Origin of the sequence: Roseateles subflavus (genome assembly GCF_030285365.1) — a bacterium.
In the GTDB taxonomy this organism is placed as follows: Bacteria; Pseudomonadota; Gammaproteobacteria; order Burkholderiales; family Burkholderiaceae_C; genus Roseateles_B; species Roseateles_B subflavus.
The window spans coordinates 681,146-704,663 of sequence record NZ_JASVDS010000002.1 but is presented as its reverse complement, the minus strand read 5'-3'; the positions used below and the strand labels follow the sequence as shown (position 1 = coordinate 704,663).

Annotated in this window: 19 protein-coding genes and 3 tRNA genes; 20 read left to right on the top strand and 2 right to left on the bottom strand. The window is 66.1% G+C overall.

The genetic code is table 11. From position 1 onward, the window contains the following. The 10 genes from QRD43_RS08970 (at position 1) to QRD43_RS08925 (ending at position 10,208) form a co-directional block, all read left to right on the top strand. Entirely contained in the window at positions 1 to 1,692 is a 1,692-nt protein-coding gene (locus QRD43_RS08970; protein ID WP_285982141.1) for a nitrite/sulfite reductase, read from the top strand. A 20-nt stretch (positions 1,693 to 1,712) separates the two neighbouring features. Beyond that, positions 1,713 to 2,210, top strand: a complete 498-nt coding sequence (locus tag QRD43_RS08965) for a DUF934 domain-containing protein (RefSeq protein ID WP_285982140.1) — start codon at positions 1,713 to 1,715, stop codon at positions 2,208 to 2,210. An 11-nt stretch (positions 2,211 to 2,221) separates the two neighbouring features. After that, positions 2,222 to 3,025, top strand: coding sequence for a phosphoadenylyl-sulfate reductase (locus QRD43_RS08960; RefSeq protein WP_285982139.1), 804 nt, complete (start codon positions 2,222 to 2,224; stop codon positions 3,023 to 3,025). Then, positions 3,022 to 3,981 carry a sulfate adenylyltransferase subunit CysD gene (gene cysD, locus QRD43_RS08955; protein ID WP_285982138.1) on the top strand — a complete coding sequence of 320 codons (960 nt, stop codon included), beginning with the start codon at positions 3,022 to 3,024 and terminating at the stop codon, positions 3,979 to 3,981. Before QRD43_RS08960 ends, cysD begins: the two co-directional genes overlap by 4 nt. Positions 3,982 to 4,071: 90 nt before the next feature. Next, positions 4,072 to 5,379, top strand: coding sequence for a sulfate adenylyltransferase subunit 1 (locus QRD43_RS08950; protein WP_285982137.1), 1,308 nt, complete (start codon positions 4,072 to 4,074; stop codon positions 5,377 to 5,379). Positions 5,380 to 5,419: 40 nt separating this feature from the next. Continuing rightward, entirely contained in the window at positions 5,420 to 6,196 is a 777-nt protein-coding gene (gene cobA / locus QRD43_RS08945) for a uroporphyrinogen-III C-methyltransferase (protein WP_285982136.1), read from the top strand. Positions 6,197 to 6,267: 71 nt separating this feature from the next. Then, positions 6,268 to 6,591, top strand: a complete 324-nt coding sequence (gene fdxA, locus QRD43_RS08940) for a ferredoxin FdxA (protein ID WP_269629811.1) — start codon at positions 6,268 to 6,270, stop codon at positions 6,589 to 6,591. A 55-nt stretch (positions 6,592 to 6,646) separates the two neighbouring features. Beyond that, complete coding sequence (locus QRD43_RS08935) at positions 6,647 to 7,741, top strand: NAD(P)/FAD-dependent oxidoreductase (RefSeq protein WP_434063845.1); 1,095 nt, start codon at positions 6,647 to 6,649, stop codon at positions 7,739 to 7,741. Between the two features lie 184 nt (positions 7,742 to 7,925). Next, positions 7,926 to 8,258, top strand: coding sequence for a DUF1484 family protein (locus tag QRD43_RS08930; protein WP_285982134.1), 333 nt, complete (start codon positions 7,926 to 7,928; stop codon positions 8,256 to 8,258). A 285-nt stretch (positions 8,259 to 8,543) separates the two neighbouring features. Next, on the top strand, positions 8,544 to 10,208 hold the full coding sequence (locus tag QRD43_RS08925) for an ATP-dependent nuclease (RefSeq protein ID WP_285982133.1): 1,665 nt from the start codon (positions 8,544 to 8,546) through the stop codon (positions 10,206 to 10,208). A gap of 932 nt (positions 10,209 to 11,140) precedes the next feature. Here QRD43_RS08925 and QRD43_RS08920 read toward each other — a convergent pair. Continuing rightward, positions 11,141 to 11,728 carry a hypothetical protein gene (locus tag QRD43_RS08920; RefSeq protein WP_285982132.1) on the bottom strand — a complete coding sequence of 196 codons (588 nt, stop codon included), beginning with the start codon at positions 11,726 to 11,728 and terminating at the stop codon, positions 11,141 to 11,143. Between the two features lie 683 nt (positions 11,729 to 12,411). Here QRD43_RS08920 and QRD43_RS08915 point away from each other — a divergent pair. From QRD43_RS08915 to QRD43_RS08875, 9 genes are all read left to right on the top strand, one after another. Next, positions 12,412 to 12,609, top strand: a complete 198-nt coding sequence (locus tag QRD43_RS08915; RefSeq protein ID WP_285982131.1) for a hypothetical protein — start codon at positions 12,412 to 12,414, stop codon at positions 12,607 to 12,609. Between the two features lie 184 nt (positions 12,610 to 12,793). Continuing rightward, the gene (locus tag QRD43_RS08910) at positions 12,794 to 13,678 is read left to right on the top strand and encodes an REP-associated tyrosine transposase (RefSeq protein WP_285982130.1); all 885 of its coding nucleotides are present in this window, start codon (positions 12,794 to 12,796) and stop codon (positions 13,676 to 13,678) included. Between the two features lie 254 nt (positions 13,679 to 13,932). Next, on the top strand, positions 13,933 to 15,591 hold the full coding sequence (locus QRD43_RS08905) for a serine hydrolase domain-containing protein (protein WP_285982129.1): 1,659 nt from the start codon (positions 13,933 to 13,935) through the stop codon (positions 15,589 to 15,591). A gap of 414 nt (positions 15,592 to 16,005) precedes the next feature. After that, on the top strand, positions 16,006 to 18,165 hold the full coding sequence (locus tag QRD43_RS08900; protein ID WP_285982128.1) for a TonB-dependent siderophore receptor: 2,160 nt from the start codon (positions 16,006 to 16,008) through the stop codon (positions 18,163 to 18,165). 106 nt (positions 18,166 to 18,271) lie between these two features. Beyond that, a tRNA-Asn gene (locus tag QRD43_RS08895) sits at positions 18,272 to 18,347 on the top strand. A gap of 141 nt (positions 18,348 to 18,488) precedes the next feature. Further along, positions 18,489 to 18,564: transfer RNA gene (locus QRD43_RS08890), tRNA-Asn, on the top strand. A gap of 47 nt (positions 18,565 to 18,611) precedes the next feature. Further along, positions 18,612 to 18,687: transfer RNA gene (locus tag QRD43_RS08885), tRNA-Asn, on the top strand. A gap of 417 nt (positions 18,688 to 19,104) precedes the next feature. Further along, positions 19,105 to 21,273, top strand: coding sequence for a hypothetical protein (locus QRD43_RS08880; protein ID WP_285982127.1), 2,169 nt, complete (start codon positions 19,105 to 19,107; stop codon positions 21,271 to 21,273). 253 nt (positions 21,274 to 21,526) lie between these two features. Beyond that, positions 21,527 to 21,871, top strand: a complete 345-nt coding sequence (locus QRD43_RS08875; RefSeq protein WP_285982126.1) for a zinc ribbon domain-containing protein YjdM — start codon at positions 21,527 to 21,529, stop codon at positions 21,869 to 21,871. Positions 21,872 to 21,880: 9 nt separating this feature from the next. On the opposite strand, the gene QRD43_RS08870 is transcribed toward QRD43_RS08875, so the two are convergent. Further along, complete coding sequence (locus QRD43_RS08870) at positions 21,881 to 22,783, bottom strand: AraC family transcriptional regulator (protein WP_285982125.1); 903 nt, start codon at positions 22,781 to 22,783, stop codon at positions 21,881 to 21,883. A gap of 189 nt (positions 22,784 to 22,972) precedes the next feature. Between QRD43_RS08870 and QRD43_RS08865 the strand changes: the two genes are divergently transcribed. Then, positions 22,973 to 23,518, top strand: coding sequence for a carboxymuconolactone decarboxylase family protein (locus QRD43_RS08865; protein ID WP_285982124.1), 546 nt, complete (start codon positions 22,973 to 22,975; stop codon positions 23,516 to 23,518).

Here is a 23,518-nt window from a genome sequence, read left to right as displayed (position 1 = left end):
ATGTACGCCTACACCGACTTCGACCGCCAGTTCGTCCACGCCCGCGCCGCGCAGTTCCGCGACCAGCTGGAGCGCAACCTCGCCGGCACGCTCACCGACGACGAGTTCCGCCCCCTGCGCCTGCAGAACGGCTGGTACGTCCAGCGCCACGCCCCCATGCTGCGCGTGGCCGTGCCCTATGGCGTGATGTCCTCGCGCCAGCTGCGCCAGCTGGCCCGCATCGCCCGCGAGTTCGACCGCGGCTACGGTCACTTCACCACGCGCCAGAACCTGCAGTACAACTGGATCCCGCTGCCCCAGGCGGCCGACGTGATGGACCTGCTGGCCGACGTGGACATGCACGGCATCCAGACCAGCGGCAACTGCATCCGCAACATCACCAGCGACGCCACCGCCGGCGTGGCGCCGGACGAGATCGTCGATCCGCGCCCCTACGCCGAAGTGCTGCGCCAATGGAGCACGCTGCACCCCGAGTTCGCCTTCCTGCCGCGCAAGTTCAAGATCGCCATCTCCGGCGCCCGCGAGGACCGCGCCGCCATCGCCTGGCATGACATCGGCCTGCAGCTCAAGAAGAACGAGGCCGGCGAGGTCGGCTTCGAGGTGCTGGTGGGCGGCGGCATGGGCCGCACGCCGGTGATCGGCACCTCGATCTGCGACTTCCTGCCCTGGAACCAGATCCTCGTCTACATCGAGGCCATCGTGCGCGTCTACAACCGCTACGGCCGCCGCGACAACGCCTACAAGGCCCGCATCAAGATCCTGGTGAAGGCCGAGGGCCAGGCCTTCATCGACGACGTCAACCGCGAGTTCGCGCAGATCCTGCAGGACGACCCGGCCGGCCACGAGCACATCATCCCGCAGGCCGAGCTGGACCGCGTGGCCGCCAGCTTCGTGGTGCCCGCTGGCGTGGCCGCGGTGCCAGGTCTTGACCTCTTCGCAGGCGTGCAGCCCGGCGCCTACAAGCGCTGGCTGGAGCGCAATGTGCATGGCCACCGCCTGAGCGGCTACCGCGCCGTGACGCTGTCGCTCAAGCGCGTGGGCCAGGCCCCCGGCGACGCGACGGACGCCCAGATGGACGCCGCCGCCCAGCTGGCCGACCAGTTCAGCCACGGCGAGCTGCGCGTGACGCACGACCAGAACCTGCTGCTGCCCTGGGTGCGCGAGAGCGACCTGCCGGCGCTGTTCGAGGCCGCCCGCGACAACAGCTTCGCCACGCCCAACATCGGCCTGCTGACCGACATGATCGCCTGCCCCGGCGGCGACTTCTGCGCGCTGGCCAATGCCCGCTCGATCCCCGTCGCAGCCGAGATCACCGAGCGCTTCCAGGACCTGGACGAGCAGTACGACATCGGCGACATCGACCTGCACATCAGCGGCTGCATCAACTCCTGCGGCCACCACCACAGCGGCCACATCGGCATCCTCGGCGTCGACAAGGACGGCACCGAGTGGTACCAGATCACGCTGGGCGGCTCGGACGGCTCCACGCTGTCCGGCCCCTGGCAGGCCGGCAAGGTGATCGGCCCCTCCTTCGCCGCCGATGAGGTGGGCGATGTGATCGAGTCCGTCGTCGGCACCTACAAGCGCGAGCGGCAGGCCGCCGAGCGCTTCATCGACACCGTGCGCCGCGTCGGCATCGAGCCCTTCAAGGCCGCCGCCAACGCCGTCCGTTCCTCTACCGCCGCCCGCTGAAGACTGCAGGAAAGATCGTCATGAAGTTCATCGACCCCCATCACGAGCAATGGCACCGCGTGGACGGCGAGGACGGCCCGCTGCCCCATCCGAGCGCCGCCCCGAACCTGCTGCTGACGCTGGAGCAGTGGCACGCCGTGCGCGACACCTGGCCGGCCGACCTGCCCGTGGGCGTGCAGCTCGCGAATGATTTCGACATCGAGGAGCTGGTCGCGGACCTGCCCCGCCTGGCGCTGATCGCGCTGCAGTTCCCGAAGTGGGTCGATGGCCGCGCCTACACCCAGGCTCGCCTGCTGCGCGTGCGCTACAAGTTCAGCGGCGAGATCCGCGCCGTGGGCGACGTCGTCGTGGACATGCTGCCCCTGCTGGCCCGCACCGGCTTCGACGCCGTGCAGCTGCGCGGCGACCAGCGCCGTGACGCCGCCGAGCGCGCGCTGACCTTCTTCCCCGGCCACTACCAGGGCGATGTGAGCGAGCCCCGCCCCCACTTCGCCCAGGTCCTGGCCGGCCAGGCCTGAGGAGCACGGTCATGAGCGACAGCGCCTCCGACGCCGTGTCCTTCCTGCCCCTGGGCAACGCACCGCAGAGCTCGGCCATCGGCCTCTATGCCCGCGCCACGGCCGGCTTCGACGCCCGCCTGGACGAGACCCGCGCCCTGCTGCGCGAGGCCCACGCCCAGTACGGCGACGGGCTGCTGCAGTCCAGCAGCCTGGGCGCCGAGGACATGGTCATCACCGCCCTGCTGGCCGAGCTGCAACTGCCCGTGGCCGTGGCCACGCTGGACACCGGCCGCCTGCACGCCGAGACGCTGGCGCTGATCCCGCAGATCCGCGCGCAATACGGCATCGAGGTGCAGGTCTTCACGCCCGTGGCGGATGCCGTCGTGCATTTCGTGAAGACCCGCGGCGAGAACGCCATGTACGAGAGCCTGGCCCTGCGCAAGGAGTGCTGCGGCATCCGCAAGCTGGAGCCGCTGTCCCGCATGCTGGCCGGCCGCAGCGCCTGGATCACCGGCCTGCGCCGCGAGCAGTCCGCCAACCGCGCCGAGGTGCCCTTCAGCGAGCCGGACGGCCAGGGCCGCACCAAGCTCAACCCGCTGGCCGCCTGGAGCTGGGCCGATGTCTGGTACTTCATCCAGACCCGCGCCGTGCCCTACAACGCCCTGCATGACCAGTTCATGCCCTCCATCGGCTGCGCGCCCTGCACCCGCGCCATCGCCGTCGGCGAGGACTTCCGCGCCGGCCGCTGGTGGTGGGAGGACGAGAACGCCAAGGAGTGCGGCCTGCACAAGTCCAAGAGCAACGAAGAACTGAAGTCTGGAGCGACTGCATGAACGCCCCCGTGAACCTGGAACAACTGGTCGCCACCGTCGATCACCGCCATCTGGACCACCTGGAGGAAGAGGCCATCTTCATCCTGCGCGAGGTCGCCGCCGCCTTCGAACGCCCGGGCCTGCTGTTTTCCAGCGGCAAGGATTCTTGCGTCGTGCTGCGCCTCGCGGAAAAGGCCTTCAAGCAGCGCGTCTCGGGCAATGAATTCAAGGGCAAGCTGCCCTTCCCCCTCGTGCATGTGGACACCGGCCACAACTTCCCCGAGGTGATCGAGTTCCGCGACCGCCGCGTGGCGGAGATGGGCGAGCGCCTGGTGGTGGGCCATCTGGAGGACTCGATCAAGAAGGGCACGATCCGCCTGGCCCACCCGCTGGAATCGCGCAACGGCCACCAGACCGTGACCTTGCTGGAGACCATCGAGGAGCACCGCTTCGACGTGCTGATCGGCGGGGCCCGTCGCGACGAGGAGAAGGCGCGCGCCAAGGAGCGCATCTTCAGCCACCGCGACAGCTTCGGCCAGTGGCAGCCCAAGGAGCAGCGCCCCGAGCTGTGGAACCTGTTCAACACCCGCATCCGCCCGGGCGAGCACTTCCGCGCCTTCCCCATCAGCAACTGGACCGAGCTCGATGTGTGGCTCTACATCCAGCGCGAGAACATCCCGCTGCCGCAGCTCTACTACGCCCACGAGCGCCAGGTGATCCGCCGCAAGGGCCTGCTGGTGCCGCTGACCGAGGTGACCCCGCCCGAGGCCGGCGAGACGGTCGAGACCGCCACCGTGCGCTTCCGCACCGTGGGCGACATGACCTGCACCTGCCCGGTGGAGAGCGACGCCGCCAGCGCCGCCGACATCGTGGCCGAGACCCTCACGGTGACGGTCAGCGAGCGTGGCGCCACGCGCATGGACGATCGCACCTCGGATGCCTCCATGGAACGCCGAAAGAAAGAGGGCTACTTCTGACGCCACCGCGCAGCGCCCCGGCGCCGCAGCCCGCCCCCGGTCCGGCAAGACCTGACCCCGGGCACCTGATGACTACAGATTGAGCAAGCCATGAGTGCAGTTCCCCACTTCGAGACGGTCCACCAGCAGGACGTGGACACCCAGCACCGCGCCCTGCGCTTCCTGACCGCGGGCAGCGTGGACGACGGCAAGAGCACCCTGATCGGCCGCCTGCTGTTCGACAGCCGCGCCATCCTCGCCGACCAGCTGGACACCCTGGAGCGCCGCGCCGCCGGCCAGCCCATCGACCTCTCCCTGCTGACCGACGGCCTGGAGGCCGAGCGCGAACAGGGCATCACCATCGACGTGGCCTACCGCTACTTCGCCACCAAGGCGCGCAAGTTCATCATTGCCGACGCCCCGGGCCACGAGCAGTACACCCGCAACATGGTCACCGCCGCCGCGGGCAGCGACGCCGCCGTGGTGCTGGTGGACATCACCAAGCTGGACCTGGCCCAGGCCGAGGTGCCCCTGCTGCCGCAGACCCGCCGCCACAGCCTGCTGGCCCACCTGCTGCGCGTGCCCAGCATCGTGTTCGCCGTCAACAAGATCGACGCCCTGGCCGCGAACGCCGCAGGCGAAGGCTTCGCCAAGGTCAGCGCCGCCCTGCGCCGCTTTGCCGAGGAAGCCGGCATCAGCGTGACGGCCATCGTGCCCGTCTCGGCCCTGAACGGCGACAACGTCACCCAGCCCCTGGACGCCGCCTGGTACAACGGCCCCTCCCTGCTGCAGGTGCTGGAAAGCCTGCCCACCGCGCAGGAGACCGTCGAAGGCCCGCTGCAGCAGCCGGTGCAGTACGTGAGCAAGGAAGGCGAAGGCACGGGCTACCAGCCGCGCACCTTCTGGGGCCGCATCGCGCAGGGCCAGGTGAAGGCGGGTGATGAGGTCGAGGTGCTGCCCAGCGGCGTCAAGGCCCTGATCGCCGAGGTCCGCCGCGCGGGCGAGACGGTGGCGCATGCCGTGGCCGGTGAATCCGCCGGCCTGGTCTTCGACCGCCAGGTGGACGTGAGCCGTGGCGACTGGATCGTCGCCCCCGGCAGCGCCGCGCCGCGCCAGCAGTTCGAGGCCACGCTGGCCTGGCTGGACACCGAGCCGGCCCAGATCGGCCGCAAGTACTGGGTGCGCCACGGCAACCGCTGGGTGCAGGCCCGCATCAGCGCCATCGAGCACCGCCTGGACATCCACACCCTGGCCGAGACCGAGGCCCACGAGCTGGCCGTCAACGAGATCGGCCACGTGGTGGTCGAGCTGCAGGCCCCCCTGCCTCTGGCCGCCTATGCGGACAACCGCGTGGCCGGCGCGCTGATCGTCGTCGACCCCACCAGCAACCGCACCTCGGGTGCGCTGCTGGTGCGCTGAGCCACCGGTTCCAGCAAGACCTGACCCCAAGGAGCTCCACATGGGACGCGTCATCTTCGTCAGTGCAGGCCCCGGCAGTGCCGACCTCATCACCCTGCGCGGCCTGCGGGCCCTGCAGCAGGCCGATGTGGTGCTGTTCGACGCCCTGACCGACCCGGCGCTGCGCGAGTTCGCCCCCCACGCCCGCTGGCTGGACGTGGGCAAACGCGGCTTCTGCGACTCCACCGCCCAGACCGCCATCAACGCCGCCCTGGTGCGCGAAGCCCGCCAGGCTGGCGTGGTGGTGCGGCTCAAGGGCGGGGACGCCAGCATCTTCGGCCGCCTGGAAGAAGAGCTGCTGGCGCTGGACGAAGCCGGCATCGATTCGGAAGTGGTGCCCGGCGTGACCGCCGCCATCGCCGCCGCCGCCCAGACCCGCCGCCCCCTGACCCGCCGCGGCCAGGGCCGCAGCGTGGCCCTGACCACCGCCATGACCAAGGACGGCGACCTCCAGGCCCTCAAGAGCGCCGACACGGAAGTCTTCTACATGGCCGGCCGCCAGCTCGGCGCCCTGGCGCGCAAGCTGGCCCTGGCCGGATGGGCAGGTGACACGCCGGTGATGGTGGTCTCCCGTGCCGGCTGTGCCGATGCCCTGAGCAGCGAGCACACCGTGGCCACCCTGCCCGCCGCCAGCCTGCTGCACCGCGGGCGGCCCACCGTCGTGACGGTCGGGGCCGGTGCCGCGCCCGTCCTCTCCACCCGCCGCGCGCGTTCCGCGGGCGATCAATGCCCCCAAGTTGAGCCCCATCAAGTGGAGCCGACGAGCGCGCACGATTAAAATCCGCCCTTTGCCGCCAAAGCGCCCGCGCCCAGGCGGTCCCCGGGCCCCCACAACTCTAGAGCTGCTCCATGACCCACGTCGTTACCGAAGCCTGCATTCGCTGCAAGTACACCGATTGCGTTGATGTCTGCCCCGTCGACTGCTTCCGTGAAGGTCCGAACTTCCTGACCATCGATCCGGACGAGTGCATCGACTGCGCCGTGTGCATCCCCGAGTGCCCCGTGAACGCCATCGTTCCCGAGGAAGACGTGCCGGGCAACCAGCAGCACATGATCAAGATCAACGCCGACCTGGCGAAGAAGTGGCCCAGCATCACCAAGCGCAAGGCCGCCCTGCCCGACGCGGACGAGTGGAAAGACAAGAGCGACAAGCTCTCCGAACTCATCCGCTGATTACCCCTGCGGGCCACGAACAAAGGGGCCCGGACTCGATAGATTGGATCCTCAAGTGACTCAAGCGACCTCCTCCGCCTCGGCTGGCGTGATCGAAACCGATGCCGTCATCGTTGGCGCCGGCCCCGTGGGCCTGTTCCAGGTGTTCGAACTCGGCCTTCTGGAGATCAAGGCCCACATCATTGACTCCCTGGCCTACCCCGGTGGCCAGTGCATCGAGCTCTACCCCGACAAGCCCATCTACGACATCCCCGCCCTGCCCGTCGTCACCGGCAAGGAGCTGACGGACAACCTGATGAAGCAGATCGAGCCCTTCGGCGCGACCTTCCATCTGGGCCAGGAAGTCACCACGGTGGAGAAGCAGGAAGACGGCCGCTTCTTCGTGGCCACCTCCAAGGGCACGCAGTTCCTGACCAAGACCATCTTCATCGCCGGCGGCGTGGGCTCCTTCCAGCCCCGCACCCTGAAGGTCGACGGCATCGACAAGCACGAGGGCTCGCAGGTCCACTACCGCGTGCGCAAGCCCGAGCAGTTCGCTGGCAAGAACCTGCTGATCGTCGGCGGCGGTGACTCCGCCCTCGACTGGGCCCTGAACTTCTGCGGCGGCAACGAAGACGGCAACCCGCACAAGGCCGAGAGCGTCATCCTGCTGCACCGCCGCGACGGCTTCCGCGCCGCCCCGGCCAGCGTGGCCACGATGAAGGAGCTCTGCGACAACTACGAGATGCAGTTCATCGTCGGCCAGGTCACGGACCTGGACGAGAGCGAGGACGGCGTGCTCAAGGGCGTGAAGGTCACCGGCGGCGACGGCGTGACCCGTGTCGTGCCCTGCGACCAGGTCCTCGTCTTCTTCGGCCTCTCCCCCAAGCTCGGCCCCATCGCCGAGTGGGGCCTGGCCCTGGAGCGCAAGCAGATCCTCGTGGACACCGAGAAGTTCCAGACCAGCGTGCCTGGCATCTTCGCCGTGGGTGACATCAACACCTACCCGGGCAAGAAGAAGCTGATCCTGTCGGGCTTCCATGAGGCTGCGCTGGCTGCCTTCGGTGCGATGCCGATCATCAATCCGGAGAAGCGGGTGCATCTGCAGTACACGACGACGAGTCCGAAGCTGCACAAGGTGCTGGGCGTTGAAACCCCGGTGTTCGACTGAGTCGGCACTGACTGAGATTGAAGAACCCGCCCGTGTGGCGGGTTTTTTGTTGGCTGGACGGAGAGTTTCAGCAGGCTTGGTGAGGCGCGTTGCGGTGGCAATGCCGACACTGGGCATGGCCCTGCCTACCAGGGCCAGGGATTGGCGTCCCGATGAGATCTGCGGGTAACCCGAAGGAGATCTCGTGGGCGAATCTGATCAATCCAACTCTGGGCGTGTTCTGCGCTTTGGGATTTCCGACATTCTTGATGAATTGGATCGGCTGCTGGAGATGCAGGCGGGGGATGCTGCTGCGTGGGCCGAATGGGGGCAAGGTGCGCGCGCGGGCTTGGCGGGGGCGTATCGGCAGCAGTTGGAGATACTAGAAGCGCTGGAAGTGATACTGGCTTTGCTCGGGGTGGATCCTGAGAATCGGGTGCGCTCGGGTGGGATGGTGTGTCTGCTGGGACCGTTGGCGGAGAAACTGGGAGCCGCCTGCCAACGCATCAGGGCGTCAAGCCAAGAAGCGGCAAGGTAATTCAGCGTAGTCGGCATTGCTGCGGTCTAGCAGCTGTTGTTGCCGTTAGCGAAGTGCATGCGGTTGGCCACTATCTGCCAGGAGCATTCGTTGACGAAAAGGCGCTTCAAGGTGCCCCTGCTCGCGACTCATGCGCAACTTGCCCAGTTTGCGTGCATGCTCCTGCGTATTAACGCGACGACGTGGTGCACGGGTTCTGCGTATGATCCAACGGCTAATGGCAAGTCACCACCCTAGCATGCGCAAGCCATCACCCAGCGTCATTGATTACAGTCGAGAAAATCCATGCTGAACCTTAAGTCCGTGGAAGTTCAGAACTTCCGATCCATCGTCGGAACGCCGCTGCGTATGGAGTTTGGAAATCTGACTTCCGTTGTCGGCCCAAACAACTCCGGCAAGTCCAACATCCTTCGAGCATTGAACCTATTCTTCACCGGTGATGTCGAAGGTGCTCCATACACAACGGACCTTGATTACCCGAAGGTTGGAAATCTTTCCAAGGGCGATCAGACGAAGATTACTGTGACGATCTCCTATGAGCCCAAGAAGGAAGTCCTAATTACTCGTGCATTGGATGAATTGGAAGCCGAGTCGACTCAGCTGCGATTGGATGGCGAACTACTTTCACTTCGCCTGTCCTATTCAAAGCACGGAGTCGAATCTTGGCAGTTCATCGGAAAGCTTGGCGTCAAGAATATCAATAGGACCTTGATTGAGAAGGTTCGCGACGCAGTTCGCCAGTCGGTGGCGTTCAAATACATTCCGGTCGGTCGTGACTCGCTAGAGAGCATCAACCGAGAGATCGGCTCTGAGTTGATACGGACGATCTTCAGCGGATGGAGCGGAGCTACGAAAAGTCGGCGAGAAATCAACGCCGCAATTGAAGTTCTGATGCAGAAACTACAACCGGAGCTTGAGTCCACCTCAACCTCCGTAACAGACTCTGTTCGCGAGGTGTTCAAAGAAATTCGGCATCTGAAGCTTCGGCTTCCATTTTCGAACTTAGAGGAGATGCTTCCAAGTTTAACGGCCGTTATCAGCGATACCGCCGAAACTGGTGTGCGATCAAAGGGCGCTGGAATCCAGACCAGCAGCTTGATATTTCTTCTCAAATTCCTTGCAGACAACCATCCGCAACGCCACAATTCGAGAGTTACTTTCATATGGGCCATCGAAGAACCTGAGTCTTTTCTTCACCCCAGCAAGCAGCGTGAAATGGCGGGCGTCATGGCGCGGTTCGCGCAAGAAGTACAAACGGTCATTACAACGCACTGCCCTCACTTCATAATTCGCGACAAAGTGTCATGCGCCACCTGGATCGTTGACAAACATTCGACCAGCCCCCACTCGACATATGTCGTTGGCAAGGACTACGATCTGGCGCGGCAGACTCTGGGAGTTTCCCTACTGGATTCAATGACCCTCTTTCCTTTGAATGTCGTCGTAGAAGGACCTAGTGATGAAATTCTCCTCTCTGGTGCATTGAAAAAGTTGTCCACTGAGTTTCCTCTCCCTTCGTACGACGTGAAGTTCTTTCCAGCAGGTAATGCGACCTCCGCGACCTACTTATTTGAATCGCTACGCTCTTACAGCGATGGCTCCACTGCAATTAGACTAATCATCGACGGTGACAGCGCCGGGGCGAAAGCGCTCAGTGGGTTGCTCGGGCGAGGGAAACGGGACGGCGTCACATGGAAGGCGAATTCGGACTACTTCCAGCTTCCAGCTGATATCGAGAATCTTTGTTCCGATCGAGTAAAACGCGCATTGGCCAAAGAGCGTCCCGCGCAGGTTGAGCTTGTGGAAGATACAAACGACAACATCACCTTCTTTGCATTCCGCGATACGTTTAAAAAGGGGTTGGCGGAGCGTGCAGTTGAACTGTCGGGCACGGCAGATCTCGCGGCCTTCAAAAAGGTGCTAAGTCGTGTTTTCGCAAGCATCTTATGAGGGCACCAGCCTGTAGAGCCTAGAGCCGTAGCGGGGGCATCGGGGCATCGGGCATCGGGGTCAGGCCTTAAATCTAAAGGCCTACAGATTTAAGGCCTGACCCCCGACTTGCCCCCCGCTTTCAGCGAACAAATCATGGCCTGGGAATACCGAGTGATGAACCGCGGTGGAGAGCTCGCCATCTATGATGATCTACTACCAGGACCGGGGTCAGGCCTTAAGTTTCAAGTCCCTACCACCCTCGCAGCACGGGGTCAGGTCTTGCATCCAAAGACCAACTGCTTCTAAGAAGCACCGCACCTGACGGGCGTAAAGCTTGTGCTGGAGCCGTGGTAGACAGAGCCGAGGTCAGGCCATAGATCTAAAGGCCTTCAGACTACAGTCCGCCCCGTCTCCACAAGGCCCCATCCGCACCAGGGTCAGGCCTTAAATCTAAAGGCCTACAGATTTAAGGCCTGACCCCTATGGCATTGGGGTCAGGTCTTGAATTAACAGTCCCCCATCCACCCGCCCAAGCCCCTCAAATGAACTTCCTCATCGAGACAAGCACCAGCGGAGCCGGGGTCAGGTCTTAAATTTCAAGCCCCCTGCCCACGCCTCGCGTCACCCTCGTCGAGCTCACCCTCATCAGGCCCTAAGCACCAGGGTCAGGCCTTAAATCTAAAGGCCTACAGATTTGCGGCCTGACCCCACCCCCGTGTTTCGTAACCATCGATACATGAAGCACCAGGGTCAGGCCTTAAATCTAAAGGCCTACAGATTTGCGGCCTGACCCCACCCCCGTGTTTCGTAACCATCGATACATGAAGCATCGGGGTCAGGCCTTAAATCTATAGGCCTACATATTTAAGGCCTGACCCCGCCTCTTGACCCCGCCTCTTGAATGACCCCGCCTCTTGATGAAAGCCGCCAACAGTGCAGCGCTAGAAATCCTACCGGCGGCGTGTCGCCCTCCAGGCTCGGTCCGTGGCCTCCATCTGGATGCGATATGCCAAGGACTGCCGCTGCTGGAGTTGCAGTTGCAGCTGAGCCGGCGTCAGCTGAGGCTCCTCCTGCAGTTCGGCCCTGGCCAGCGCCGACAAGCCTTCTCCATTCAAGTCGACCCAGCGCACGAACACCTGGATCTCCAAGACGTCAACACCGACCATGGCGCTGAACTGAGTCGGTTTGCCGTCCGCGCGCAGCTCCAGCCAGTCTCCAAGAGGGGCGTTGCATGACTCATCCAACAGCTGCCCTGTAGGCCGCACCGTGCCGTCCCGGAAGTCGTGCAGGATCAGGCTCAGGCATCCACCGTTGCTCAGGGGCCATGTCGTCGACGAGCGCTCGGGATTGGGCCACGTTCCGCTGACTGGAAACCGCAGCTGCATTGGAAGCGACTGGACCGTTCCCATCCGAGCTTGCACCTCCACAGCAAGGGTCTGACGCGGTGGCGGCGGCTTGTAGCCAATGGGTGGTGGCAACACATCCGCAGACGCATGCGTCGACACAGCAACGAACAACGGCAGCAACAGCTTGCGCAACTGGAGGGGCGTGGATCGACACATAGAGCGTCCGGTCAGGGTGGGAGACCAAACTCTAATTCACAGCGTGCGCCAAGCACCTGGAACCGGGGTCAGGCCTGAAATTTCAAGTCCCCCTGTCCCTCTCCCCCCAGCATCCTCTACCCGGTAGCCAGGGTCACACCGTAGCCAGGGTCAGGCCTTAAATCTAAAGGCCTACAGATTTAAGGCCTGACCCCCGACTTGCCCGAAGTCCTTCGGCAAGCAGAGAATCCAAAGTAGCATTCAAAAATAGTTTCGGGAGCCGGGGTCAGGCATGCGCCATCCGGCGGACATACCGCCAGACTGGCTGTGAGTGCCAGCCTCCACGGCTGACTCGGCGGGCAATCTCCGTCTTGTACTGCTCAGGGTCCGGCGGATGCTTGCGGCGGTGCCGCGTGCGATTGAGGGAGAGCCAGGGTCAGGCCTTAAATCTAAAGACCTACATATTTAAGGCCTGACCCTTGCCCCGGACTGGATGATCGATACACCGATGCCAGAATGAACTTCGGCGCCGCCATCACGATAAGAGCATGGGACCGGGGTCAGGCCTTAAGTTTCAAGTCCCCGTAGCCAGGGTCAGGCCTTAAATCCAAAGGCCTACAGATTTAAGGCCTGCCCCCCGACTTGCCCCCTGACTCCCGACTCCTTTCAGCGAACAAATCATGACCTGGGAATACCGAGTGATGGACCGCGATGGAGAGCTCGCCATCTACGAGGTCCACTACCACGACGACGGAAGCGTCCAGGGCTACAGCGAGACTCCGACGTTTCCTGCTGCCGACAGCATCTCCGCACTCCGCGCCAACTGCGACCTCTACCTTGCGGCGCTGCAGAAGCCGATCCTCACCTACGACGAATAGCATAGGCACCGGGGTCAGGCCTTAAATCCAGGAGCACCAGGGTCAGGCCTTAAATTTCAAGTCCCCCTGCCCCCTGTTCTCCCAGCATCCACTACCCTGCCCACGCCTCGCGTCACCCTCGTCGAGTTCACCCGCATCAGGCCCTAAATTCCAACTCCGACTGACGTTGAAATGGAGTGGCCCGATGACCCGCCCTCTGCGCATCGAATTCCCCGGTGCGATCTACCACGTGACCTCGCGCGGTGATCGCCGGGAGCCCATCTTTGATGACGATGTTGACCGGGATCGTCTCCTGGCCATCGTCGCCCAGACCCTGCAGCGCTGCGACGCCCAGATGCTGGCCTACTGCCTGATGGGCAACCACTACCACTTCGTGCTGTACACGCGCCGCGCCAATCTCTCGGCGCTGATGCAGCAGCTCAACGGCATCTACACGCAGGCGTACAACCGTCGGCATGCCAAGGTCGGGCATCTGTTCCAGGGGCGGTTCAAGGCAATTCTTGTCGATCGGGACAGCTATCTGCTGGAGGTCTGCCGCTATGTCGAGCTCAATCCGGTGCGGGCCGGCATGGTGGAGAGCCCTGGCGACTGGCAATGGTCCAGCTATCGCGCCCACTGCCTGCAATGCGATGCGCCGTGCTGGCTCAACGTGGATGGCCTGCACGGCTACCTGCTGGGCAAGGAGGCGAGCACGATGGCCTTGAGGCGGCGTGCAGTGCGGCGCTATGTGGAGCTGGTGGCGGCTCCGCAAGGGCGTTCTTTGTGGGAGCAGGCGCTCAGGCAGAAGATCTATCTTGGCGACGACGCGTTTGTTGCGCGCATGCAGGCGCGGGCGGGGACGGGCGCTGCGTTGGATCGGTCGAACGACGTCGCCAAGGTACAGCGTCAACAGCAGGATGCAAGGACGCTGCAGCAATACCTGGCCGTCTCGACCACACGCGAAGAGGCCCTGTGGCTCGCGCATGCAAAGTCCGCCATGACGATGACCCGAATCGGGCGTGAGTTGGGGCTGACGACGGCGCGGGTGAGCCAGTTGATCAAGAAGCACGGGGAGAGGATTGGGCCTTGAAATTTAAGGCCTGACCCTTGCGTCCCGGGTGAGCCAGTTGATCAAGAAGCACGGGGAGAGGATTGGGCCTTGAAATTTAAGGCCTGACCCTTGCGTCCTTGCGTCCCGTCACTCCTGGGCGATCCCTCATCAACTCCGACCATCCCCCCGCCCACGCAGTCCGTCGCACCGCCGCTGCGCGCCCGCGGACCGCCGGCCATAGTCGCGCCCATGCCGTGGCAAGGGCCACGGCAGCACAACATCGAGGAGACCCCATGCCTGCATTCACCCCGCGCCTGCGCGCCCTGCCCCTGCTGATGGCCACCGGCCTGGCGCTGGCCGCCGGCGCCACGCGCGCCGCCGAGCTGGACATCGCCAAGATCGACGCGGTGTTCGCCGCCTTCACCCAGGACACACCGGGCTGCGCCCTTGGTGTCTACCGGGAGGGTCAGGTCTTGCTGGAGCGCGGCTACGGCCTGGCCGACCTGAACCATCGCGTGCCGATCACGCCGGAGACCGTGTTCGACATCGGCTCCAGCTCCAAGCAGTTCACCGCCCTGGCCGTGCTGATGCTGGCCAAGGAGGGCAAGCTGAGCCTGCAGGACAAGGCGGCCAAGCACCTGCCGGAGCTCAAGGACCTGGGCCAGCGCTTCACCATCGACCAGATGCTCCACCACACGGCCGGCCTGCGGGACTACAACGAGCTGCTGCTCCTGGCCGGCCGCGACATGGGCGACGTCACGAGCTCCGACGACGCGTTGCGCCTGCTCGCCGCGCAGCAGGGCCTGAACTTCGAACCGGGCACGCGCTTCAGCTACAGCAACAGCGGCTACTTCCTGGCCGCCATGATCGTCGAACGCGTCAGCGGCCAGAGCCTGGACACCTTCCTGCAGGCCCACGTGTTCAAGCCGCTGGGCATGACGGCGACGCATGTGCGCACGGACCACACGGTCGTGGTGCCGCATCGCGCGACGGCTTACCGCCCCAACGGGCCGGCCGGCTTCGCGATCGACATGTCCAACTGGAACCAGCCGGGCGACGGCGCCGTGCAGACGCATGTGCGGGACCTCGCGCGCTGGGACGCCGAGCTGGCCCAGCCCAAGGTCATCGACCCGGCCCTGCTCAAGGCGATGCAGACCCCCGGCACGCTGGCCGACGGTTCGCCCATCCAGTACGGCCTGGGCCTCAGCATGGACCGCTACCGCGGCCTGCCTCGCGTGCAGCACGGCGGCGCCTGGGGCGGCTACCGGGCGGTCGTGATGCGCTTCCCCGCGCAGCACCTCGGCATGGCCCTGACCTGCAATGCCGCGCAATCCAGCCCGACGACGCTCGCGCAACGCGTCGCCGACATCGCGCTGGCGGGCCAGTTCCAGGACGCCCCTGTGGCGCAGGCCGCCCCGCCGGCCCCGCCCGCGGACTTCGATCCGGGCGTCTTCGTCGGCCTGTACGAGGGCGAACCGGGCGACATCCTGCGCATCGAGAAGCAGGCCTCGGGGCCCCTCACCATGCGCCGCGCCGGCGGTGGCGCGGCCCTGCGCGCGCTCGGCCTGCGTCGCGTGCAGAGCACCAGCGGCATCACCCAGCTGGACCTGGCGGACGACGGCAAGTCCCTCACGCTGACGCGCAATGACGACCCCAAGCCGGTGCTGTTCAAGCGCCTGCCCGAGTACCGCGCCAGCGCGGCGGAGCGGGGCGCGCTGGTCGGCCGCTATTACAGCGGAGAAGTGGGCGCGGAATGGACGCTGTCCCTCAAGCAGGACCAGCTCACGCTCAAGGGCCCGGGCGCCGAGGAAGCACCGGTCTCCGCCCTCAAGGCCGACCTGCTCGAAGGCCCCGGCTTCAGCCTGCAGGTGACGCGTGACGCCAAGGGCCAGCCGGTGGCGCTGGTCTACGACAGCGCTCGCACGCGCGGCCTGAAATTCGTGAAGCGCTGAAGACACGCACGGCACCCCAGACGCGGACAGCGCGTGCGCCGCAGCGGCAAGACCTGGCCCCCGCGGGCCCTCTTGCCGACGCTGCCCCTGCTGACCGCGCCGGCCGTGGACCTGGATCAATGCTCCTGCCTATCTCGCGCCAGACCTCGATGAACAGGGGCCTTTGCGCCCCGCTACAATCCGCGCCGTGGTGGCAATCGCCGCCCACCAATCGCTAGGGGTGCTGGCTCACGTGATGAGCCGGCTGAGAAAGTCCCTTTGAACCTGAATGGCGGCTTCGGCCGCCTTCTCGACCCCTCGGGGCCGAGACGAGTTAATCCTCGCGCAGGGAAGCACGCACGCCACGGCCTGAGCTCTCAGCAGGCCCTTGATGTGGCCGCTCGCCGCCCTGCCATCGCTAGAAGCAGTCCGACGATGGCCCGTATCACTTCGCGTATCTCCCGCTCCCTTCCCCATGTTGTCGCCACCGCGTGCGCGCTCGCCTGCGTGCAGGTTGCCAGCGCCCAATCCGCCGGCAACAGCCTCCCGAGCGTGGCCGTCAGCGGCCGCAGTGCCGATGCGCCCGTCAGCGTCGGCGGCTTTGGGGACACGCCCGCCGCCAAGTTGCCCTTCCAGGCCAGCGTGCTCAACGCGGACCGTCTGGCCGACGCCGGCCTGAGCAGCCTCGCCGGCCTCGTCAACCTCGACGCCTCGGTGCAGGACAGCTACAACGCCGCCGGCTACGTCTCCTACCTGAAGGTGCGCGGCTTCGACCTCGACAACCGCTTCAACTACCGCCGCGACGGCCTGCCGATCAACGCCGAGACGACGCTGGCGCTGGGCAACAAGAGCGGCGTCGAAGTCTTCAAGGGCACGAGCGGCATCCAGGCCGGCACGAGCAGCCCCGGCGGCCTCGTGAACCTCGTGGTGAAGCGCCCGACGACCAAGCTGCTGAGCGCCACGCTGAGCGTCTCGGAGCGCGGCACGGCGGAGGCCTCGCTGGACTGGAGCCAGCGCTTCGGCGCCGGCGAGGCCGTCGGCGTGCGCGTGAATGCGAGCGCCGCCACGCTGCGCCCCGAGCTGGACGACGCCCCCGGCAGCCGCCGCCTGCTGGCCGTGGCCACGGATGCGCGCCTGAGCCGTGACACGCTCGTCGAGGCCGAGTTCGAATGGAACCGCCAGTCGCAGCGCAGCCAGCCGGGCATGAGCCTGCTGGGCAGCAAGCTGCCCTCGGCCGAGGACATCGACCCGCGTCGCAACCTCAACAACCTGCCCTGGGCGCTGCCGACTGTGTTCGACAACACCCAAGGCTCGCTGCGCGTGCAGCATCAACTGGACGCCAACTGGAAGGCCCAGGCCCACCTCGGCTTCCAGCGCCTTAAGACGGACGACCGCCTGGCCTATGCCTACGGCTGCTCGGCCGAGAACCACTACGACCGCTACTGCAGCGACGGCAGCTTCGACCGCTACGACTTCCGCAGCGAGGGCGAGCGCCGCCACACCGAGGCCCTGGACCTGTCCGTGCAGGGTCGAGCACAGGCGCTGGGCCTCGCGCACCAGATCGCCGCCGGCGTGCTGACGACGCATGCCAAGAGCCGCTTCCATCAGCAGGCGTACAACTGGTCGGGCAACGGCAGCATCTATCCGGACAAGGACCAGGTCACGCCCGCGGACCCCACGCTCAGTGACGAGAGCACGAATCGCGACGAGCGCTCGACCGAGCTCTACGTGCGCGACGCCGTGCAGATCGACGCCCAGTGGCAGGCCTTCCTGGGCCTGCGCCACACGCGGATCCAGCGCGACAGCATCCGCACCAACGGCTCGCGCGCGACGAGCTACTCGCAGAGCCTCAACACGCCGTGGATCGGCCTCTCCTACGCGATCAGCCCGAGCCTGATGGCCTATGGCAGCTGGGGCCAGGGCATGGAGTCCGACGTCACGCCCAACCGCAAGCGCTTCGGTGCGCAGGCCGGTCAGGCGCTGCCCGCCATCAAGAGCCGGCAGGTCGAGCTGGGCCTCAAGTCCGGCAGCAGCACGGTGGACTGGTCCATCGCGTGGTTCGACATCCAGCGCCCCGTCTGGATCGATGCCGGCGCCTGTGACGACGCCACGCCCGGCTCCTGCACCCGCGTGGAGGACGGCCGCGCGCGCCACCGCGGCCTCGAGGCCCAGGCGGACCTGAAGTGGAGCGGCGGCGGCCTGCTCGGCAGCTGGATGGAGTTGAAGGCCCGACGCGAAGGCAGCGCCGACGCCGCCACCAACGGCCTCCAGCCCGTCAACGTGCCCAAGCGCAACATCAAGCTGCAGCTGCGTCAGACCGTGATCGCCGGCCTGCAGGGCCAGATCGGCCTCGTCTATGAAGGCCCGCGCGCCGTGCTGCCGGACAACAGCGTCCTGATCGGCGGCTGGTCCCGCCTCGACGCCGGCGTGCGCTACGAGCAGGCCATGGGCACGCGCCTCTACACCTGGCGTGTCGGCGTGGACAACCTCACCGACAAGCGCGCCTGGCGCGAAAGCCCCTACCAGTACGGTCACGCCTACCTCTACCCGCTCGCGCCGCGCACCTGGCGCGCAAGCCTGGAGGTGTCGCTCTGAACGACGGTCTCGGGCGAGGTGCGGGACGGCCCTAGGGGCTTTCCTGAGCTTCGACAGGCGGAGCTTGTAGAACCCCGAAATTTCTGTCTATAATCCAAGGCTCTGTTCCCCGATAGCTCAGTTGGTAGAGCGCCGGACTGTTAATCCGTAGGTCCCTGGTTCGAGCCCAGGTCGGGGAGCCAAGAACAGAAGGTGATGCAGGTCTTGACCTGCGGAACCGGCAGAAGCCACCGCGATCACATCAAGGTGGCTTTGCTATTTATGAAGGCCTGCAATTTTGCGCAGCAGTGAGTGCGCGAGAGAAGCGGGCAGTACCGATCAAATCCCCGATAGCTCAGTCGGTAGAGCGCCGGACTGTTAATCCGTAGGTCCCTGGTTCGAGCCCAGGTCGGGGAGCCAAATCAAGACGCGTGGTGCCACCGCTTGCCACGCCGACATCGAACGATTCCCCGATAGCTCAGTCGGTAGAGCGCCGGACTGTTAATCCGTAGGTCCCTGGTTCGAGCCCAGGTCGGGGAGCCAAATTCAAAGCCTCGTTGCGAAAGCAGCGGGGCTTTTTCTTTGGCCAGGACGTCGTCCCGCCCCTGTTTGGCTGCTCACGCCATTTGACGGCCCACCCGGCGACGGCCATTGACCGGATGCCGGCAGTCCGCCCCGGACCACGAGCAGCCGTCATTCACCTCGCCGCATTCGCCAGAGTGCGGCACGACCCCGAGCGCCACCACTCTCGACGTTTGGAAGCGGCCCACCTGCCCCGACGCGACCAGCCTCACATCTCTCGTGCTGACACCACCCCTCTGCGGGAAATCACGAGGGTGCAAGGCATCGATGGCCGGCTAACCTCCCGCCGCCGCAAGGGGATTGGCGCCGAACGCGGAGCCCTGCACGGCGGCAAACTTCAATAAAACACGACCGGCTCAAGACCGGGAGGGAGAGCCCATGCAATTGACCATGGACACACGGCGTGCCGTCTGCACGCTGTCGTTCGCTGCCGCCCTGCTTCTGCAGGGTTGTGGCGGGGGCGGGGGTGGCGGCTCAGGCACGGACCGGCCGGACACCGGAGGGAGCGGGACGGTACAGCCGCCGCCGGACCGCCACACGCCACTTCAGCTGAATGCCACCCATTTCGCCACCTTGTCGGAAAGAAGCGGCGCCTACCTTGAATCGCCGATGTATCTGGCACAGCTGGCCATCCGGGAGGTGACACGGCTGCGCCGCGCAGGCACGCTTCAACTCACCCGAGCATGCGCGAACTACACGCTGGTGGATTCGGACAACGACAAGCGCCCTTCTCCGGGCGACACCGTCAAGGTCGATTACAAGAAGTGTCTGGTCGACTACCTCGGCGAGGGCTACACGGGGACCCTGGCGATCCGGCTGTCCGCTGTGGATGACGATGCGGGCGGCGTGATGGCGGGAACCATCGAGCTGGGACAGGACGGGCTGTTCCCCGAGCGCAGCGAACTCACCGCCTGGAAAGGCAGCCTGAACTTCCGCCGTGAAATCACCCGGACCACCCAGCAACTGGACATCAGCCCGACAGCGGCTGACGACCTGCGGGGCACCTGGAGCCAGCGGGAGACAGGGCAGCCCATGGTCGAGGACTACATCGCCCCGCGGCTGACGCGTGCGCTGTTTCGCGATACGGCGCGCGTGAAGGTATCCGGCTCCGTCAGCGTAGCCAGCAGCCTTGTCAAGGGCAAGGTGGACGTGATGCTGGACCCGCCGATGACGAGCTCCTTCAACACCTTCCCGGATGCGGGGACTGTGCGTCTGCAGGGCGCGGGCCGCACTCGCATCACCGTGACTGCCGACCCCAAGGGTCAGGACACGGCCGCCGGCGAGCTGGACAGCGACGGGGACGGCAAGGCCGACAGCACAATGCCCCTTCGCTGGCGCGACCTGCAGATCGGCTATCTGCTGGACGTTCGGAACAATCGCTATGGCATCCTGCAGAACCGCGATGATGCCTATCTGCGTCTTGCCAGCGAGCCGGCAGACGACCAACTCAATGGCCTGGTCGTCTCCTCTCCCCTGCGGGTGCAGTTCGACAAGCCGCTGGCGCCCGACAACGTGTTGTACGCGCGCCTGGTCGACACGGGCAGCACCCGGCCGGACGAGCGACACGCCGACCCCGCCGGCCAGCTCCTCACCGAAGCCCGGCCCGTCACGGAGGCGGATGTGGAAGTCGTCGGCGCGATGCTGCTCATTCAGCCACGACAGTCGTTGAAGTACGGCCATTTCTATCAACTGCTGCTGTCCGGCAATGGCTTGTTCAATGAGCCCGAAGGGGTCGTGGTCCGCGCGCTGAACAATGGGGTCACCTTCCGGCTCAATGTGCAGTACGCCACCGTGAACACTGACGACATGCTCTGGACTGGCATCCGGGGCGCCGGCTATCGCTCGATGGTGATGCCTGGCGTGCCCGTCACCGTCACAGCAGGCCTCCCCAATGCGACCAGCCTGCCGCTGGCATACGAATGGTCCCAGGTCGGCGGCACTGCCCTTGAGCTGTCGTCCACGACCTCCGCCGCCGTCGAACTGCGGCTGCCGGCCAACAGCATGCCGGGCATCTCGTCGTCGGAACTTCAGTTGAAGGTGACAGATGCGCGCGGCCGTACGTCGATCACGCCCGTTCAGGTGCAGACGGCCAAGCTGACTGGCTTGACGTCGGTGCTCTACCTCAAGAGCGATCCGGGTGATTTCGTCGGCGCGGGACTCACGCGGGCCTTCTCCACCCAGACCGGGCAGTTCTCCGTCAGCACTGTGAGCAGCCCCTTGGATGTCAGGTACGAAGGCCAGCAGGGATCTGCGCCCGGGTGGATCCTGACTGCCGCCGACGCGAGCGGACGCACCCCCGACGTGGGGCAGTACACGGGCACGGAGCCGTTCGACTCGTCGACCGTCGCGCCACGGCTGTTGTTTGCTGGCGACGGGCGCGCCTGCAGCGCCAATGGCAACTTCACAGTGCTGGAGCGGGTGCTTGCCGCGGACGGCAGCGTGCAACGGTTGGCCATCGACTTCGACCAGCGCTGCATCCACTCCAATACGTCTGGCACGTTGCGCGGCGCGCTTCGGATCAACAGCAGCGTGCCCATCCAGCCCTGAAAGCCTGAGCGACAGCGAGGGCGGCTGGAGTCCTGCCGAAAAGCAGGGCCGCCGAGGCGCCTGGGAATGCGGCCGGGGTCGTCTGGACGGCAGCGGATAAACTGCGGGCCCGTTCCCACGTGAAGACGCACTGAACCGTGCGTGGCGCGCCCCCTGTCGCGCCCCCCCGCCCGCACCGAGAAGCCTGTCGCTGCTGGCAGGCACTTGGCGGCGGTCACGGGTCGCCCGTCGTCACCGCAGCTGAAAGTTCCCCATGAGCACCCTCCCCCCCTGCCCCCAATGCGCCTCCGCCTACACCTACGAGGACGGCGCCAACCTCGTGTGCCCCGAGTGCGGCCATGAATGGTCGGCCACGGCGGCTGCGGCGGACGGGGCCGAGGAGGCCCGCGTCATCAAGGACGCCGTGGGCAACGTGCTGCAGGACGGCGACACGGTCACCGTCATCAAGGACCTGAAGATCAAGGGCTCGTCGCTCGTGGTGAAGGTCGGCACCAAGGTCAAGAACATCCGCCTGGCCGACGGCGACCACGACATCGACTGCAAGATCGACGGCATCGGCGCCATGGGCCTGAAGTCGGAGTTCGTGAAGAAGGTCTGAGCGCCCGCCTCAGCCCCCCTGCCGCGCCAGCCACTCCCGCGGCGAGCATCCCAGCCGCTGCGCAAAGGCGCGCGAGAAGGCCGAGGGCGTGGCGTAGCCCAGCTCATCAGCCAGCTGCTTGACGGGCTGCCCGCGCCGCAAGGCCTGGCAGGCCAGGGTGAGGCGCCAGCTCAGGAGGTAGTCCGCGGGGGTGTCGCCCATCTCGGCCTTGAACAGCGCGGCAAACCGGCTGCGGGACACGCCCGCCACCTCGGCCAGGCGATCGAGGCTCCAGGCCTCGCCGGGCCGCTCGTGCACGGCCACCAGCGCGCGCGCAAGCTGCGGGTGGCTCAGCCCGCGCAGCAGGCCCGCCGGCAGGCCGCTGGACGCCGGGTGCGCCAGCATCCATCGCAGCAGCTGCATCAGGAGCACCTCGAAGAGGCGGTCCGCCATCAGGCGCTGGCCGCACTGCACGCGCTCGGTCTCGGCGAAGAGCAGCTCCAGGCAGGCCGTGAGCCCCGGCACTTGGGCCAAGGGCAGCACGATCAGCGGCGGGAGCGCTCGCACCAGCGGATGCGCGTCGCCGCCTTCGAACTCGAGCGTGGCGCAGGTGAAGTCCGAACCCTCGACGGGCGCGTTGTGGAAGTCGTGCGCCAAGGGGCGCGGATAGAACAGCAGGCTGGGTTCCCGCACCTGCAGGCGGCGCGGCGTGCCCTGTGCATCCGGATGGCTGAGGCTCATCTCGCCCCGGCGCATCACGTGCAGAAAGCCCCGGCCCGGCTCCGCCGCGAAATGGGTCGTGCCACACAGCGGCCCCGCATGGAACAGATGGGCGCGCACGCGGCATCGCTCCAGCAGGCCGGAGAGGCGGTCCAGGCCGGCCCCCTCGGGCGCCACGGCGGGGACAGGATGGTAGGGGTCAGGTCTTGCCATGGGCTTCATGCGCTTGCGTCTGGAGTGGCCATCCTCCGGGCCGGGCCGGCGCAGCGGGTGGGGTGACGGGTCATATTGTACCAATTGGACAGTTTCAAGGACGAAAAGAACCCTTTCATCCTGCCGGGGCGGACAAACTGGCGCCATGCCTCAGGGCATGCATCCCCCACGACGATGAAAGGATCGACCATGAACCGCCTCTCCCTCCCCACCCCCGCCCAGGCTCCGGCCGCCAGCCAGCCGCTGCTGGCCCAGATCCAGCAGGCCTTCGGCAGCACGCCGCAGATGTTCCGCACGGTGGCGCTTTCGCCGGCCGCGCTGCAGGCCCTGTGGGCCTTCTTCGGCGCCCTGGGCGGCGGCACGCTCGGCGCCAAGCTCGGCGAGCAGATTGCCGTCGCGGTGGCCGACCGCAACCGCTGCGAGTACTGCCTGGCGGCCCATACGGCGCTCGGGCGCAAGGCCGGCGCCTCGTCCGAGGAGCTGCGCGCGGCGCAGCAGGGCGAGTCCGCCGATCCGCGCACCGCGGCCGCCCTGCGCTTCGCGCTGCAGCTCGTGGAGCACCGCGGGCAGCTGTCGGACGCCGACCTGCAGGGCCTGCGCGCCGCCGGCTTCACGGAAGGCGAGACGGTGGAGATCCTCGCCCACGTGGCGCTGAATCTCTTCACGAACTACGTCAATGTGGCCTTCCGGGTGCCGGTCGACTTCCCGCCCGTGCCCCTGAGCCGCGCCGCCTGA

Excerpts from the sequence above, each read along its gene's own strand:
- QRD43_RS08970 (WP_285982141.1), top strand. The coding sequence starts at position 1 with ATGTACGCCTACACCGACTTCGACCGCCAGTTCGTCCACGCCCGCGCC.
- QRD43_RS08965 (WP_285982140.1), top strand. The coding sequence starts at position 1,713 with ATGAAGTTCATCGACCCCCATCACGAGCAATGGCACCGCGTGGACGGC.
- QRD43_RS08960 (WP_285982139.1), top strand. The coding sequence starts at position 2,222 with ATGAGCGACAGCGCCTCCGACGCCGTGTCCTTCCTGCCCCTGGGCAAC.
- cysD (WP_285982138.1), top strand. The coding sequence starts at position 3,022 with ATGAACGCCCCCGTGAACCTGGAACAACTGGTCGCCACCGTCGATCAC.
- QRD43_RS08950 (WP_285982137.1), top strand. The coding sequence starts at position 4,072 with ATGAGTGCAGTTCCCCACTTCGAGACGGTCCACCAGCAGGACGTGGAC.
- cobA (WP_285982136.1), top strand. The coding sequence starts at position 5,420 with ATGGGACGCGTCATCTTCGTCAGTGCAGGCCCCGGCAGTGCCGACCTC.
- fdxA (WP_269629811.1), top strand. The coding sequence starts at position 6,268 with ATGACCCACGTCGTTACCGAAGCCTGCATTCGCTGCAAGTACACCGAT.
- QRD43_RS08925 (WP_285982133.1), top strand. The coding sequence starts at position 8,544 with ATGCTGAACCTTAAGTCCGTGGAAGTTCAGAACTTCCGATCCATCGTC.
- QRD43_RS08915 (WP_285982131.1), top strand. The coding sequence starts at position 12,412 with ATGACCTGGGAATACCGAGTGATGGACCGCGATGGAGAGCTCGCCATC.
- QRD43_RS08910 (WP_285982130.1), top strand. The coding sequence starts at position 12,794 with ATGACCCGCCCTCTGCGCATCGAATTCCCCGGTGCGATCTACCACGTG.
- QRD43_RS08905 (WP_285982129.1), top strand. The coding sequence starts at position 13,933 with ATGCCTGCATTCACCCCGCGCCTGCGCGCCCTGCCCCTGCTGATGGCC.
- QRD43_RS08900 (WP_285982128.1), top strand. The coding sequence starts at position 16,006 with ATGGCCCGTATCACTTCGCGTATCTCCCGCTCCCTTCCCCATGTTGTC.
- QRD43_RS08880 (WP_285982127.1), top strand. The coding sequence starts at position 19,105 with ATGCAATTGACCATGGACACACGGCGTGCCGTCTGCACGCTGTCGTTC.
- QRD43_RS08875 (WP_285982126.1), top strand. The coding sequence starts at position 21,527 with ATGAGCACCCTCCCCCCCTGCCCCCAATGCGCCTCCGCCTACACCTAC.
- QRD43_RS08870 (WP_285982125.1), bottom strand. The coding sequence starts at position 22,783 with ATGGCAAGACCTGACCCCTACCATCCTGTCCCCGCCGTGGCGCCCGAG.
- QRD43_RS08865 (WP_285982124.1), top strand. The coding sequence starts at position 22,973 with ATGAACCGCCTCTCCCTCCCCACCCCCGCCCAGGCTCCGGCCGCCAGC.